This window comes from Paenibacillus sp. Negev47 (assembly GCF_058313655.1).
Map to the genome: position 1 here is coordinate 14,098 of NZ_CM177754.1, position 15,328 is coordinate 29,425.

Sequence of the window (15,328 nt, forward strand, 5' to 3'; positions counted from 1 at the left end):
CAAGTTTCAATAAAAACGGTAGTTAATTGCTTTTGCGATGGTATTGAATGGGAGTGACTTTTGGCTTTGCGCAAGCAAAACAAGGGAAGCGAGCAGTCAAAACCGGAGCAATATGGTTAAGCTACTAAGAGCACACGGAGGATGCCTAGGCGCTAGGAGCCGATGAAGGACGTGGCGAACAACGAAACTGCCTCGGGGAGCTGTAAGCAAGCTTTGATCCGGGGGTGTCCGAATGGGGAAACCCAGCTGGGGTAATTTCCAGTTACTCACAACTGAATACATAGGTTGTGCAGAGGCATACCAGGGGAACTGAAACATCTAAGTACCCTGAGGAAGAGAAAACAATAGTGATTCCGTCAGTAGCGGCGAGCGAACGCGGAGAAGCCCAAACCAGAGAGCTTGCTCTTTGGGGTTGTGGGACGTCTCACATGGAGTTACAAAGGAACCGGTTAAGCGAAGAGGTCTGGAAAGGCCCGCCAAAGAAGGTAAAAGCCCTGTAATTGAAAGTCTGTTCCCTCCGAGACGGATCCCGAGTAGTGCGGGGCACGTGAAACCCCGTATGAATCCGGCAGGACCATCTGCCAAGGCTAAATACTTCCTAGCGACCGATAGTGAAGCAGTACCGTGAGGGAAAGGTGAAAAGCACCCCGGAAGGGGAGTGAAATAGAACCTGAAACCGTGTGCTTACAAAAAGTCAGAGCCCGTTTTAGGGGTGATGGCGTGCCTTTTGTAGAATGAACCGGCGAGTTACGTTCCCGTGCAAGGTTAAGGTGAAGAGCCGGAGCCGCAGCGAAAGCGAGTCTGAATAGGGCGACATAGTACGTGGACGTAGACCCGAAACCGGGTGATCTACCCCTGTCCAGGGTGAAGGTGCGGTAACACGCACTGGAGGCCCGAACCCACGCATGTTGAAAAATGCGGGGATGAGGTGGGGGTAGCGGAGAAATTCCAATCGAACTCGGAGATAGCTGGTTCTCCCCGAAATAGCTTTAGGGCTAGCCTCGGAAAACAGAGTCGTGGAGGTAGAGCACTGATTGGGTGCGGGGCCCGCAAGGGTTACCAAGCTCAGTCAAACTCCGAATGCCATAGACTTACTTCCGGGAGTCAGACAGTGAGTGCTAAGATCCATTGTCAAAAGGGAAACAGCCCAGACCATCAGCTAAGGTCCCCAAGTGTGTGTTAAGTGGGAAAGGATGTGGAGTTGCACAGACAACCAGGATGTTGGCTTAGAAGCAGCCATCATTTAAAGAGTGCGTAATAGCTCACTGGTCGAGTGACTCTGCGCCGAAAATGTAACGGGGCTAAACACACCACCGAAGCTATGGCTTGATGCTTTGCATCAGGGGTAGGGGAGCGTTGTATAAGGGTTGAAGGTGTACCGTAAGGAGCGCTGGACATTATACAAGTGAGAATGCCGGTATGAGTAACGAAAAGATCAGTGAGAATCTGATCCGCCGAAAGCCTAAGGGTTCCTGAGGAAGGCTCGTCCGCTCAGGGTAAGTCGGGACCTAAGGCGAGGCCGAAAGGCGTAGTCGAAGGACAACAGGTCGAAATTCCTGTACCACCGTAAGCCGTTATGAGCAATGGGGGGACGCAGTAGGGTAGTGACGCGGACTGATGGATGTCCGTCTAAGCAGTAAGGCTGATGTGTAGGCAAATCCGCACATTGTAAGGCTGAGCTGTGATGGGGAGTGAAAATTACAGTAGCGAAGGTCATGATCTCACACTGCCAAGAAAAGCCTCTAGCCAGGTGATGGTGCCCGTACCGCAAACCGACACAGGTAGGCGAGAAGAGTATTCTAAGGCGCGCGGAAGAACTCTCGTTAAGGAACTCGGCAAAATGACCCCGTAACTTCGGGAGAAGGGGTGCCCCGGTAGTGTGAATAGCACGAGGGGGCCGCAGTGAAAAGGCCCAAGCGACTGTTTAGCAAAAACACAGGTCTGTGCGAAGCCGTAAGGCGAAGTATACGGGCTGACGCCTGCCCGGTGCTGGAAGGTTAAGGGGAGTGGTTAGGGAGTAATCCCGAAGCTGTGAACCGAAGCCCCAGTAAACGGCGGCCGTAACTATAACGGTCCTAAGGTAGCGAAATTCCTTGTCAGGTAAATTCTGACCCGCACGAATGGCGTAACGACTTGGGCGCTGTCTCAACGAGAGATCCGGTGAAATTTTAATACCTGTGAAGATGCAGGTTACCCGCGACAAGACGGAAAGACCCCATGGAGCTTTACTGCAGCTTGATATTGAATTTGGGTACGATCTGTACAGGATAGGTGGGAGCCTTTGAAGTGTGAGCGCCAGCTTGCATGGAGGCAACGTTGGGATACCACCCTGATCGTATCTAGGTTCTAACCTGGTACCGTAATCCGGTGCGGGGACAGTGTCAGGTGGGCAGTTTGACTGGGGCGGTCGCCTCCTAAAGAGTAACGGAGGCGCCCAAAGGTTCCCTCAGAATGGTTGGAAATCATTCGAAGAGTGCAAAGGCATAAGGGAGCTTGACTGCGAGACCTACAAGTCGAGCAGGGACGAAAGTCGGGCTTAGTGATCCGGTGGTACCGCATGGAAGGGCCATCGCTCAACGGATAAAAGCTACCCTGGGGATAACAGGCTTATCTCCCCCAAGAGTCCACATCGACGGGGAGGTTTGGCACCTCGATGTCGGCTCATCGCATCCTGGGGCTGAAGTAGGTCCCAAGGGTTGGGCTGTTCGCCCATTAAAGCGGTACGCGAGCTGGGTTCAGAACGTCGTGAGACAGTTCGGTCCCTATCTGTCGTGGGCGTAGGAAATTTGAGAGGAGCTGTCCTTAGTACGAGAGGACCGGGATGGACGTACCGCTGGTGTACCAGTTGTTCCGCCAGGAGCACCGCTGGGTAGCTATGTACGGAAGGGATAAACGCTGAAAGCATCTAAGCGTGAAGCCCCCCTCAAGATGAGATTTCCCAGTATGTAAGACCCCTTGAAGACGACGAGGTAGATAGGCTGGGGGTGGAAGTGCAGCAATGCATGGAGCTGACCAGTACTAATCGGTCGAGGGCTTATCCAATTTGCAAGTTTGAATTCGCATGTTTCGTTTCGAATCTAGTTTTCAGAGAACAACTCTGAAATGTAAGCTAAGCTATGCGTTTGGTGGCGATGGCGGAGGGGTTCCACACGTACCCATCCCGAACACGACCGTTAAGCCCTCTAGCGCCGATGGTACTTGGACCGCAGGGTCCTGGGAGAGTAGGACGCCGCCAAGCAAAGAACCACTGCCGATGTTATTCGGTGGTGGTTTTTATTTGTGTATAAGGGATAGGGATAAAATTCAATGAGCGGAAGCTTTAACATGATCGTCAATTGAAAGTAACATTTTTGTTACGGATAATAGCGGTAAAACCAGTATAATAGGACTATGTTAAATATGCTAAAAGTACCTGACCACAGAGCTGGAATGTGCAGCTGTGAAAAGGAGGGTGTGTGTGTTAAGTTGGCGGAGACTTGGACTACAATCATTTCTGTTGCTTTGCCTGACCGTTGTTCTGGCAGGATGCGGTGAAGCTTCAGGAGCTGTATGGACTTCATATGAAGGTGCGGTTAACGAGAAGAGTTTCCCGGTGCCTAAAGTAGCGAATAAATCTGACCAGTCCGAAAACAATTCGGATATGGATTATGTTCGATATACGCTGTCTGGTATTAGTGAAAGCACTAGTTTGCCTGAGGTATATCTAGACGAGATCAAAAGCTGGGGTTGGACAGAGAGGCAAGCCAAGGGTACATCCAATAAATCCAGTAGCTTGCGTGTATTTGCAAAGGAAGGACATACTGTGCATTTAGCGGTACATGATGGTTCCTTTACACTAATGGTTCCTAGAAATGATGCTACTCAAACGACAGTTAAATCATTGGATGAAGATGATTGAGCTGCTCCGAGTATGGTTAGTATGAACAATTAACGCTGTGATGTTCCTTATATAGTAAGCTCCCGTGTACTTGATCGGGAGCTTTTTGTTATTTTTCGGAAGTTGGCTTTAGTAGTTATGGGAAATACCTATCGCGTAATGGGCAGGAGAAGTCATAAAAGGTACAGAGGATTTGGAGTAGACATTGTCGTACAGAAAGGCGGGTATGTGTACTTGAACTATAGGGGAGTGCTGAGCTTTAAAGGTAAGTTAGAGATATAGAGAAGTAGAGTTTTATAAGTATTCTGAGGTAATGAATGACTGGTGGAAACGGCTTAACCAGAAGGGATGGAGCTCAGACTGAGCAAGAGATCGTTTAAAGGCATAAGATATACAAGATAACTGGGTCATGAGATATGGAGCAGCGGAGAAAAAGAGGAGGAGGAATGAAGCCAGGCGTGGGGATAACTTATTTAACTATACTCATGCTGTGGATAAGGAAAGAGAGGGAGAAGATAAATAAAGGTTATCCACAGTGGATAACCTTTATTTGAGTATGTGAGGCTGAGTCAATGGAGGATCGAGTAACAGGTTTTTGTATCTGAATATCCGAAGGACTCAGCCATTATGTATTACAGGTAAGTGAGGTACAGTTACTATTGGATGAACGAAGGATAATTATTGCAGATAGTATGAGACATCTTGTTCATTCAATTTGATGAGCCCATCTTTACGCTCGCGGGAGAGTACCATTACAACATATAGGCGAGGGCCAAGTAGCCACAAATGCCAGAAGATCAGCGAGAGGGTAAAGGACAAGGGCGACCATATCAAACATACTGTAATGATACATAGTCCAATCCAGCTCATGTTTAGGTGTACCCGGACAAACATGCGGAAGCTGAAATGCTGATCAGGGATATAACCTAGCCAGGGCATACGCAGATTCCAGCGCCACCGTTTGGCATAAGAGGTACGGACTAGCAGTAATATGGTTCGGGCGATGACATAATGAATCCAGATGGTGATTGGGCCTGCCAGTACAAAAAAGAAGAGGCCAGTCCAGGAGAATGCGAGTAGATTGAATAAGAGCATGATGACCGGCAGACACAGATAGCTATAGATGACACTGCGGGCGATAGCCTTTTTTTTCAGAAGCCGGTATTGATAGAACGTTGCTTTATTCTCCGGTTCGGCGATCATACGATTATATATCCTCCTTCGGATTCACGTTTGTGTGGGTAAGTAGTCATTTTCGAGCAGGTGCATTAAGGTAATGAATCATGTATGTATATATGAACCTTGTATCTCACGCCATGACGATTGTACAAGATATTGAGATTCGACGAAGCTTATCTCAGTATACTCCCGAATGCACGGACTGTCAGGCTTTGATGTCGTTATCATGTATTATATATCGGCGGGGATTCCATGTTTTTTTAAGAAAATTTGAATATAAGTTTGGAGTCAGACCAAGGCATACGTGATATAGAGGGAAATGCGATGGAATGAAAGACACCTGTGTAGAACATAGCAGGTAAGTGCTTTTGTACGAAGCATGAATGTATTTTTCGGTACAGACACCCAAGAGGGGGTGAGCGAATATATATATTTTATAGAAAGAAAGCACTATGAAAATGTTTAAAATAATAGAAACTGTGCAATACTGATAGTAAACGTAAAACAAGGTGGGATGGTTCATGGAAGAACATGCCGAACACACATGTATTATCTGCGAGCAAAGAAAAAGAGAAGGCATTTTTATTGTATCTGAATTCATATGTGACGCTTGTGAAGCAGAAATGGTTCATACCGATGCGCAGGATGCCAAGTACAATTATTTTATCAATCAGATGAAACAGATTTGGGTACAAAAAAACGCATAATTAACGTTTCTATAGAAGTAGAAGTTAGAACATCGCATTGCAATGATGCTGATGTGTAGAGGCCCAATGGGCCTTTTTCTGTTTTTAGGAGAGAGAGTGTCTTGTCTGCCATCTAAGGAAGGCGTATGCTGATATAATGATATGGATAGTTTACAGTAGAACGTCTGCAGATGGGGAAGAAGGACGCTGCTGAGCATAGGAAGCATATTTGAATGCAGAGAACTCACATTATATATGTACAGGATGGTTACTTCATGGATCATAAAATTAAATCAAGTAGAGCCCCTTTATATGAGGCGTTGCTAACGTATCGTGATTCGAAGCAGCGTTCTTTTCATGTGCCTGGGCATAAGAATGGACAAGCTTACCGACATTTGGTGGAAGAAGCAGAATCGGAACAGCCTTCCGTTAAGGAAATCGTTGATGAGAAACACCAGCACAACGGAGAGATTCAGAACTGTGCAGAGGAGATTGTTAACCAAAGGGTAGAGCAATTCAGATTCAGTTCGGTGGAGGAACATGGAGCTGATATGGAGAGCAGGGAACATATTGGCGGAAAAGGGGCTTACTTGGAAAAAGCTCTTGTACCAGTGCGTTCATTTCTGGAGATGATGGAGATGGATGTTACGGAGATTACGGGTACTGATGATTTGCATCATCCGGAAGGTGTGATTCAGGAAGCGCAGGAGCTTGCTGCAGATTGTTTTGGGGCGGAGGAGAGTTTCTTCCTTGTGGGAGGCAGCACAGCAGGTAATCTGTCCTTATTGCTCACCGTGTGCGATGAGCCGAACAGTATTGTACTGGTGCAGCGGAATGTACACAAATCCGTTATTCACGGGTTAATGCTGGCAGGCGCAAGAGCTGTATTTCTGGAGCCGTGGGTTGATCCTGCGTCTGGACTTGCGGTCATGCCGTCGGTGGAGACGATTCAGGCTGCTGTCCAGTCCTATCCTGAGGCAAAGGGAGTACTCGTCACGTTGCCCAATTATTACGGCATGGGCGCTGATCTGATGCCCATTGCCGAGGTATGCCACGCCGCTGGCTTGCCACTGCTCGTGGATGAAGCGCATGGCGCGCATTATGGGCAGCATCCGGAGCTGCCAGTCTCTGCACTGTCATGCGGAGCAGACGGTGTCGTGCAGTCGACACATAAGATGCTGACGGCCTTCACCATGGGAGCCATGCTGCACATTCAGGGACCGCGGTTAAATCGGTCCCTGTTAAGGCAGCGCCTGGCCATGGTGCAAAGCTCAAGCCCATCATACCCGGTGATGGCTTCGCTCGATCTGGCGCGCCGCCTGCTGCATGTGCAGGGCGCGAACACATTCACGGCGGGGCTCGCCGCCGTGAATGCCTTTAAGCGCGGCCTCGCGGAGCTGCCGCGCTTCCAGTTGCTGCAGCCTGCACAGCCGCTGCAGCCAGAACGGCCAGCCGGAACAGCGAAGCCGGCTGGCATGCCCGTGTCCGCTGCGCAGCAGACACGGGAAGATCTGGCCGCGGCGGCGATACCATCTGCCGCGGCGTATACCGCTCAGGACCCATTCAAGGCCGTCATCAATGACGGCACAGGGGTGCTGAGCGGTTATGGGCTACAGCAGCAGCTGGAAGCATGCGGCTGTGTGCCTGAGATGAGCGACGAACGGTACGTCGTCTTGCTCTTCAGCCTGGGCTCAACGGTGCAAGATGCTCAGCACCTGTTGCAGGCCTTACACCATATTAGCTCTACCAATGGGCATGAGCAGATTCAATCCAATACAGAGCCCTCGCAACAGCTTGCGAAAGGTTCGGCGCATTATATTTCCACGTGGAACAATTTACAAGAAAACGCACGCTTCTCGGAACCGATCTCCTTTACACTGCAACCCATTGTGGAGACGGATACGATCAATGTTCTGATAGAAGAAAGCGCGGGCTGTCGATCAGCTGAGATGGTTGTCCCGTATCCTCCAGGGATTCCGCTTGTATATCCGGGTGAACGCCTAAGTCCATCGATGGTAGCACGTATACAACTCCTGAGGGATGAAGGAGCAAAATTTCACGGGATATCAGATGCATCTCTACAGGTATTGAAGGTCATGAAGGATTAAAAGATACACATGGAAATCTGAATTGCATTTACCACTAGGTAGTCTATATGACCATACGAATTGCGATACCGGACCCTACTTGTGAGGGTCTCTTGGTCATTAACTGGGCAGCGATTGGAAGGTTATTCTGTCATCGTAGTGTCTATGTAAATAATCTTTAGTTTAACTTAGAAAGATAGATATAAGAAAGAAGGGACCACATTGGGTATTCCGCTAAAAAAATATACAGGAATAGTCCTGCAGGTTTTGTTGATGTACGGGTTTTATTGGATAGGAAACATGATTCAAGCTCTATTACATCTGCCGTTAACAGGCAGTATTGTGGGCATGCTGGTATTGTTTATCGCCATTCAACTGGGATGGATCAAAATGAGCTGGGGAGAAGAGGGGTCAACGTGGCTTCAATCTCATCTGCAATTGTTGTTCATCCCACCTACTGTAGGCATCATTAATCACTTTGATTTTTTCCGAGCCAACACATTGTTATTAGTCCTTGGTTTGATTGTTAGCACATTAATCACATGTCTGGTATCTGCCAAAGTAAGTGAGTGGCTTATGACATGGAGATTGTCTCATTCAGGTAAAAAGGAGGCGATCCCATGTCAGCATTCATCCTCGGAATTGGAATGATTGCACTAACCATCGCTGTATATATTCCAGCCACTCGTCTATATAAAAGGTTAAAATGGCCGATACTTATGCCTGTTCTTACAACGACTGCGATACTGATCCTGATCTTGGTGATCTCCAATATAAAGCTGGATACGTATATGCTCGGTGGTAAATGGATACAAGAGCTTTTAGGCCCAGCAGTCGTATCTCTCGCTTTTCCCTTGTCCAGACATCTGCATGTGCTGAAGCAAAATATCATTCCAATTGTGGGTGGAACGATCGGGGGCAGTATTACGGGAATCGTCACAGGTGCCTTAATTGCTATCCTGCTTGGCTATCCTCAAGATATGGTCATCGCTTTATTGCCAAAATCCGTGACGACTCCTGTGGCTATTCAGCTTGCTGATCAGGTTGGAGGGAACGCTTCATTCACATCACTGTTTGTGATGATTGCAGGTTTCTCGGGAATATTACTGGGGCCAATGTTGTTGAAATGGGCTAAAGTCCAAAGTAGAAATGCCTATGGAATTGGACTGGGTTCAGCATCTCATGCCCTCGGCATGGCAAGGTCTTTCGAATATGGAGAGAATGCGGTAGCCCTCAGTTCGGTATCCATGATTGTCAGTGCCATTGCCGGATCAATTATGCTTCCATTATGGGTATGGATCATCTACGGTTGAATGCTTTACTTTGTAGTTCAGGTTGGAGTAACCGCTGACCTATAGTATTATAGAAAGAAAACAAGCTTGTATGATCTTTGTGTTATTAATACGTACCGTTATAGCTGTAGCCATACACCTCTGGGCGGGGTATATCATATCCTGTAGCAAGAGGGGTCTAAGCATATTCATTACAGCAGCAATAGATGCAATTATCGACATAGAAAGCAGGGAAGCATATGCAGGGCAGAGGTAAATTCATCACGCTGGAAGGGGGAGAGGGTTCCGGTAAAACGACGATGATCGGGAAGATAGGTTCTTATTTCGAAGAACAGGGTATACCTTACGTAGTTACGCGAGAGCCAGGCGGAATTGAGATTGCGGAGAAAATACGTTCCATTATTCTGGACCCTCTTCATACGGCAATGGATGCTCGAACCGAAGCACTATTGTATGCAGCTGCTCGCAGCCAGCATCTGGCGGAGAAGGTAGAGCCTGCACTGAGAGCTGGAAAGGCAGTCATCTGTGACCGATTTGTCGATAGTAGTCTGGTCTATCAAGGATACGCCCGTGGACTCGGGATAGAGAATGTATGGGCCATTAATCGCTTTGCAATCGGTGATCTTATGCCGGATGTGACCTTATATCTGGACATCGAGCCTGAAGTGGGGCTTGCCCGGATTGATGCTCATGATGGCCGCGAAGTGAACCGTCTGGATCTGGAAAACCTGGAGTTTCACCGTAAAGTGCGAGAGGGTTACTTCCTATTAAAAAAGCAGTTCCCGGAACGGATCAGGGTTATCGATGCTTCCATGAAGCAGGAGGACGTCTTGGCAGCAATGATTTTGTCGCTGGAGACAGGGATTTTGAAGGATTTTGACGAGTAATTGTCTAATATATAGACATGGCATTTGATAAAGGTGCTTATTCTAAAGGAGGTTATGCAGGATGAAACTGATTGTTGCGATTATACAGGATAAAGACAGCAACCGATTATCCAGCGCATTGGTCAAAGCAAACTTTCGGGCAACGAAGCTTGCCAGTACGGGCGGATTTTTGAAGGCAGGCAACACGACGTTTATGATCGGTGTCGATGATGGTCAAGTCGAATCCGTAATGAACGTCATTCGCAGCAGCTGTAAGGTTCGTGAACAGCTCGTGACTCCGGTCACACCGATGAGTGGAACAACCGACTCTTACCTGCCGCTACCTGTTGAAGTTCAAGTAGGTGGAGCTACTGTATTTGTTCTCCCGGTAGATCGCTTCGAACATTTCTAATTAAACCTATTGCATGGATCCCATGAGGGTCTTTCATTTTCGATAGCATGTTGGAAACGATGAGCGCAAGAAAATTTAAACAGAGTTTGTGCGTGCTGCTTACGGAACGCCTTTCTTGATGAGATGAATGCACACTCTTTCCGGATGAGCATCTCCCAGCCAGAAATGGTTCATTTCGGAAAGAGGTTGACTACAAACAATAAGTCCTTGATGGTGATGTGTATCTACCATTATATATAGAGTGTGAATTAGCATATATAAAAGCCTCATCCTCACGCACAGGCGCAACGCGCACTGTGCTGATGGGCGATTGGCCAACTATGATAGAAAGCAGGCGTATCCATGAAAATCAATCCTGGATTTAGACCGATTCAGAGCGGAATCAGTTCTACTGATTCAGGTTCCAAACCGGTCCAATCCAAAAATTTCTCTGATATGATGAATCACCAGGGGGAGCGAGCCTCACAAGCTGAACTGAATCGCCGGTTTAGTGAGATCCAGCTTCAGGGCGATCGGTTGGCACGTTCCATGACGATTCGTGAGCTGAAGGCGTATAAGCAACTTGTTAAGAGGTTTCTGGAAGAGACCGTTCGCCGCGGTGTATCCATGAAAGAGACAAGGGGTTGGGATCGTCGTGGCAGAGGCAAGCGTTATAAGCTGATTGATGAAATTGACTCCGCTCTGTTATCCATGGCTGATGAATTGCTGGATACAGAAGAAGGAAAAATCTCTCTATTACAACAAGTAGGCGAAATTCGGGGGATGCTTATTAATTTAAGCTTCTGAGGAGGAAGTATGTCCTTTCAACAAATTATGGGTCAACAGGCGGCCAAGCAAATGTTACAAAGCAGTTTGAGACGTCAGGCAATAAGCCATGCGTATTTATTTAGCGGTCCAGCGGGTAGCGGGCAGCGGAAGACGGCAATTACTTTCGCCAAGGCGATATTTTGTACAGAGTTGGAAGACGACGCATGTGGGCAGTGTCTTGAATGTCGTAAGGTGGATCATGGTAACCATCCGGATCTAACCATGCTTGCACCAGATGGAAACAACATCAAAATAGATCAAATCCGGGACCTGCAGCGTATCTTTTCATATCGATCTGAGGCAGGCCATCCCAAAGTATATATTATAGAACAAGCCGAGAAAATGACGGTGCAGGCAGCGAACAGTCTGCTTAAATTTCTGGAGGAACCACAAGTACCAGCAGTCGGCATCCTAATTACAGATAATGGACAGGCTATGTTACCCACCATCCGGTCTCGTTCCCAATTGGTGCCGTTCAGCGCACTGAATCCGGAGGAGATGTTACAATCTCTGATTGAGGAAGGGCACCCTGCCAATCTGGCTCGGTCTGCCGTCCATTTAGCGTCAGGATTGGAAGCATGTAGAGAAATTCTCCAGCAGAATTGGTTTGCAGAAATTAGAAACGTAATGTTACAATTAGGGAAGGAGTCCCTGGGTAGAGGAAGTACATCATTGATCTCTGCACAGCAGAAGCTTTTTAAAACCGGACTCTCTGAACACCTGGACATGCTTCTTAGTTTGTTCCATCTATGGTTTAGGGACATGCTGTATGTTCAGTACGATAGGCATGAACATATCGTTTTTATAGATCAGTTAGACATGCTATCTCAGTTGGCACATACCCGCAGCACAGAGCAGTGGGTCTCCTATATGGATATGGCCGCAGCATGCAGAAAAAAATTGCGTTTCAATGTCAATGGCCAGCTTTGTCTGGAGCAATTTTTGATCGGTTTGGCATAAGAATGGGAGAGGGCAGCTTTAGCTCCAATCATATGCAAACGGTTATAACTTCGGCCGGTTCCCTAAGAAGACGGGGCTTCAGACGAAGTGGGGTTGGCTTACAAGGGGGTTAATTTTTTGTACAGTGTAGTGGGTGTCCGTTTCAAAAAAGCGGGCAAAATTTATTACTTCGATCCCCTGGACCTTCCCATTGAGAAAGAAAACTGCGTTATCGTGGAGACAGCGCGGGGGGTAGAGTACGGTAAGGTTGTTGTTGGTAAGAAGGAAGTGGGCGAGTCCGATGTGGTGTTGCCGCTGAAGAAAGTCATCCGTGTTGCGGGCGAGACAGATGCCCGTGTGGTTGATGAGAACAAGCGTGCAGCCAAAGAAGCATTCGGTACTTGTTTAAATAAAATCAAAGACCATGGCCTCAAAATGAAGCTGGTTGATGTGGAATTTACGTTTGATCGCAATAAAATCATATTTTATTTTACAGCTGAAGGAAGAGTCGATTTCCGGGAGCTGGTTAAGGATCTGGCAAGCATTTTCCGGACACGAATCGAGCTGAGACAGATTGGTGTACGTGATGAAGCGAAGATGCTTGGCGGAATCGGACCTTGCGGCCGTGTGTTGTGTTGTTCTTCCTGGCTGGGAGACTTTGAGCCGGTATCAATCAAGATGGCTAAAGATCAGAGCCTGTCACTGAATCCGACGAAAATTTCAGGGTTGTGCGGAAGACTCATGTGCTGTCTGAAATTTGAGCATGATAACTATGAAAGTGTGAGAGAAGAACTGCCGGCTGTAGGCAAACTGGTCGTCACCTCATTGGGTGAAGGAAAAGTTGTCGGAATTAATGCCGGTAGCCGCACAGTCCATGTTCAACTGTTCGACATCAGTAAAGTCAAAGAACTTCCGCTGGATGACGTCGTTATCAAGTAAACCATAAAGGTTGCTTCGGGGTGGAAACTTGGAAAAGAAAAATCTGTTTACGCACATTCATGAAATGGAAACCCAACTGGGTCAGTTGCACGGTGATTTAGGAGAGTTAAAAATGATTGTGAAGGAGCTGCTTGAGGATAATCAGCGGCTTACCATCGAGAATGAGCAGTTACGCAAACTGCTCAAGCGTGAGGCTCCGGCAGATCTGCCAATCTCCGCAGCACTCGCTCCTGTAGTAAGACCAGCAGGTCCGGCTACAGGTGAAGATGTCGTGGGTGAAGGGTATGATAATCTGGCTCGGTTGTATCACGAAGGCTTCCATATCTGCAACGTCTATTATGGACATCTGCGGACGGAAGGCGATTGTCTGTTCTGCCTGTCTTTTTTGAATAAATGAAGTGACCGTAGGGATCCCCTACGGTTTTTTTTCAAGGTTACAAACCTAAAGATACAAACATGAGATATAGAGTACCGGAGGATGAGCGTAACATATGGAAGCAAAAGAAGTAGTGTTACATGAGTCAGAGCGGATTGATGATCTGCTCTCTCATGATCTGAGAATCATTCAAAGTGATGAAGTATTCAGTTTTTCAATGGATGCGGTATTGTTGGCTAGGTTTGCTTCCGTCCCCAAACGGGGGCGTGTACTTGATTTGTGTACAGGCAATGGAGTAGTTCCTATTCTGCTTACAACGCGCACGGAGGCTAATCTGGAAGGGATTGAGATTCAGCCACGTTTGGCTGATATGGCTCGTCGCAGTGTGCAATTAAATGCACTGGACGAATCGATTATGATTCGTGAAGGTGATTTGCGAGAACTGGTGAAAGAAACGGGCCACGCTGTCTATGATGCAATAACAGTTAATCCCCCATACATGCCTCTTAATGGCAGTGATCTCAAGATGAACACACATCAGGCTATGGCACGTCATGAGATCGGATGTACCCTGGAAGAAGTGATCCAGGCTTGCAGTCGACTTGTACGTAATGGTGGCAAAGTATCAATGGTTCATCGTCCACAGCGGCTTGCAGAGATTATCTCGCTCATGCGTGAGTATAAGCTGGAGCCAAAACGAATTCGGATGGTACATCCCCGTGCTCATCTGGAAGCCAATATGGTGTTAATTGAAGGAATGAAAGATGGTAAACCCGAAGTGAGGATGCTTCCTCCACTCATTGTCTACAATGAAGAGGGGAAATACTGCGAAGAGATTATGGATATCTATTATGGTCAGCAGCATGCTGAGCGTACAACGAAAGGAGGAATTTAGATGACTTTGCATATTCAGAAAAGCTATGCGGAGCAGCCTGAAGGCTCAGGCAAGCTATATCTGGTGGGAACACCCATTGGTAATCTGGAGGATATGACATTCCGGGCGATCAAGACGTTGCAGAGCTGCGACATCATTGCGGCAGAAGATACACGTCAGACTCGAAAGTTGCTTACCCATTTTGAAATTACACCGTCCATGTTGTTTAGTTATCATGAACATAATAAGGGAGCAAGTGGCCCTGAACTGATACGCTATATAATAGAAGGAAAAAATCTGGCACTCGTCAGCGATGCTGGTCTGCCGGCCATCTCGGACCCGGGTTCCGACCTTGTACAGCTTGCGCTTAAAGCTGGAATTACGGTCATTCCTATCCCTGGACCCAATGCTGCTTTGTCTGCTCTGATCGTGTCCGGATTACCGACGGAGCGTTTTACATTCGGCGGCTTTTTGCCGCGGGAGAAAAAGGACATGCGAAAAGTGCTGGAGGCTTTTGACGAATCCAATGGGACTTTGTTATTTTATGAATCACCTCACCGCATTCGAAAAACATTAGTCCATCTTGAAGAAATTCTGGGTGATCGCTCGATCGTCCTGGCACGTGAGCTTACCAAGCGTCATGAGGAATTCGCAAGGGGTAGTGTGAAGGAATGCATCGACTGGCTTGAAGAGCATCCGCCTCTTGGAGAGTACTGTTTGCTGGTGGAAGGCATCAAGGAAGAGGAGCGTAAGGCTGAGCGCGAAGCTTGGTGGCAGCTCATGTCGCTCGCCGATCATGTCAGCCATTATGAGGGTGAAGGACATAACCGCAAAGATGCGATGAAAAAAACGGCAACCGATCGTGGTCTGACGAAGCGCGATGTATATAATGCGTTAATCGAATAGCGAATCTGACCTTCAACATGAATGGAACATTAAAAAGAACAGAGTGGTTCAAAATAATTCCAAACGAATTTCACCACTCTCTCCTCGG

14 protein-coding genes and 2 rRNA genes are annotated in these 15,328 nt (G+C 47.5%); 15 read left to right on the forward strand and 1 reads right to left on the reverse strand.

Going from position 1 to position 15,328, the window contains the following annotated elements; genetic code table 11:
• The first annotated feature begins 114 nt into the window (after positions 1-114).
• From AC4G47_RS00055 to AC4G47_RS00065, 3 genes are all read left to right on the forward strand, one after another.
• A 23S ribosomal RNA gene (locus AC4G47_RS00055) occupies positions 115-3,042 on the forward strand.
• Positions 3,043-3,121: 79 nt separating this feature from the next.
• Positions 3,122-3,238 (forward strand): 5S ribosomal RNA (gene rrf, locus AC4G47_RS00060).
• Between the two features lie 219 nt (positions 3,239-3,457).
• Complete coding sequence (locus AC4G47_RS00065) at positions 3,458-3,898, forward strand: hypothetical protein (protein ID WP_458124791.1); 441 nt, start codon at positions 3,458-3,460, stop codon at positions 3,896-3,898.
• A gap of 657 nt (positions 3,899-4,555) precedes the next feature.
• Here the strand turns inward: AC4G47_RS00065 and AC4G47_RS00070 are convergent.
• Positions 4,556-5,080: a hypothetical protein gene (locus AC4G47_RS00070; protein WP_076216777.1), complete on the reverse strand. Its 525-nt coding sequence runs from the start codon at positions 5,078-5,080 to the stop codon at positions 4,556-4,558.
• 497 nt (positions 5,081-5,577) lie between these two features.
• Between AC4G47_RS00070 and AC4G47_RS00075 the strand changes: the two genes are divergently transcribed.
• The 12 genes from AC4G47_RS00075 to rsmI all read left to right on the forward strand — a co-directional run bounded on the left by AC4G47_RS00075 (position 5,578) and on the right by rsmI (position 15,240).
• A complete protein-coding gene (locus AC4G47_RS00075; protein WP_145326511.1) occupies positions 5,578-5,763 on the forward strand; it encodes a sigma factor G inhibitor Gin in 186 nt (61 codons plus the stop codon).
• Between the two features lie 254 nt (positions 5,764-6,017).
• Entirely contained in the window at positions 6,018-7,850 is a 1,833-nt protein-coding gene (locus AC4G47_RS00080; RefSeq protein WP_491104260.1) for an aminotransferase class I/II-fold pyridoxal phosphate-dependent enzyme, read from the forward strand.
• Positions 7,851-8,129: 279 nt separating this feature from the next.
• On the forward strand, positions 8,130-8,480 hold the full coding sequence (locus AC4G47_RS00085) for a CidA/LrgA family protein (protein WP_491104261.1): 351 nt from the start codon (positions 8,130-8,132) through the stop codon (positions 8,478-8,480).
• Positions 8,450-9,142, forward strand: a complete 693-nt coding sequence (locus AC4G47_RS00090; RefSeq protein WP_491104262.1) for an LrgB family protein — start codon at positions 8,450-8,452, stop codon at positions 9,140-9,142. The genes AC4G47_RS00085 and AC4G47_RS00090 overlap by 31 nt, the downstream gene beginning before the upstream one ends.
• Positions 9,143-9,360: 218 nt before the next feature.
• On the forward strand, positions 9,361-10,008 hold the full coding sequence (tmk, locus tag AC4G47_RS00095) for a dTMP kinase (RefSeq protein ID WP_458124796.1): 648 nt from the start codon (positions 9,361-9,363) through the stop codon (positions 10,006-10,008).
• A 61-nt stretch (positions 10,009-10,069) separates the two neighbouring features.
• The gene (darA, locus tag AC4G47_RS00100; RefSeq protein WP_017691391.1) at positions 10,070-10,399 is read left to right on the forward strand and encodes a cyclic di-AMP receptor DarA; all 330 of its coding nucleotides are present in this window, start codon (positions 10,070-10,072) and stop codon (positions 10,397-10,399) included.
• A 342-nt stretch (positions 10,400-10,741) separates the two neighbouring features.
• Complete coding sequence (locus AC4G47_RS00105; RefSeq protein ID WP_017691389.1) at positions 10,742-11,185, forward strand: YaaR family protein; 444 nt, start codon at positions 10,742-10,744, stop codon at positions 11,183-11,185.
• A 9-nt stretch (positions 11,186-11,194) separates the two neighbouring features.
• The gene (gene holB / locus AC4G47_RS00110; protein WP_253428866.1) at positions 11,195-12,166 is read left to right on the forward strand and encodes a DNA polymerase III subunit delta'; all 972 of its coding nucleotides are present in this window, start codon (positions 11,195-11,197) and stop codon (positions 12,164-12,166) included.
• Positions 12,167-12,283: 117 nt separating this feature from the next.
• Positions 12,284-13,084 carry a PSP1 domain-containing protein gene (locus AC4G47_RS00115; RefSeq protein WP_053778939.1) on the forward strand — a complete coding sequence of 267 codons (801 nt, stop codon included), beginning with the start codon at positions 12,284-12,286 and terminating at the stop codon, positions 13,082-13,084.
• Positions 13,085-13,112: 28 nt separating this feature from the next.
• The gene (gene yabA / locus AC4G47_RS00120; protein ID WP_491104265.1) at positions 13,113-13,481 is read left to right on the forward strand and encodes a DNA replication initiation control protein YabA; all 369 of its coding nucleotides are present in this window, start codon (positions 13,113-13,115) and stop codon (positions 13,479-13,481) included.
• Between the two features lie 94 nt (positions 13,482-13,575).
• A complete protein-coding gene (locus AC4G47_RS00125; RefSeq protein ID WP_458124797.1) occupies positions 13,576-14,355 on the forward strand; it encodes a tRNA1(Val) (adenine(37)-N6)-methyltransferase in 780 nt (259 codons plus the stop codon).
• Positions 14,356-15,240 carry a 16S rRNA (cytidine(1402)-2'-O)-methyltransferase gene (rsmI, locus tag AC4G47_RS00130; RefSeq protein ID WP_491104266.1) on the forward strand — a complete coding sequence of 295 codons (885 nt, stop codon included), beginning with the start codon at positions 14,356-14,358 and terminating at the stop codon, positions 15,238-15,240. It begins immediately after the preceding gene.
• Positions 15,241-15,328: the final 88 nt, after the last annotated feature.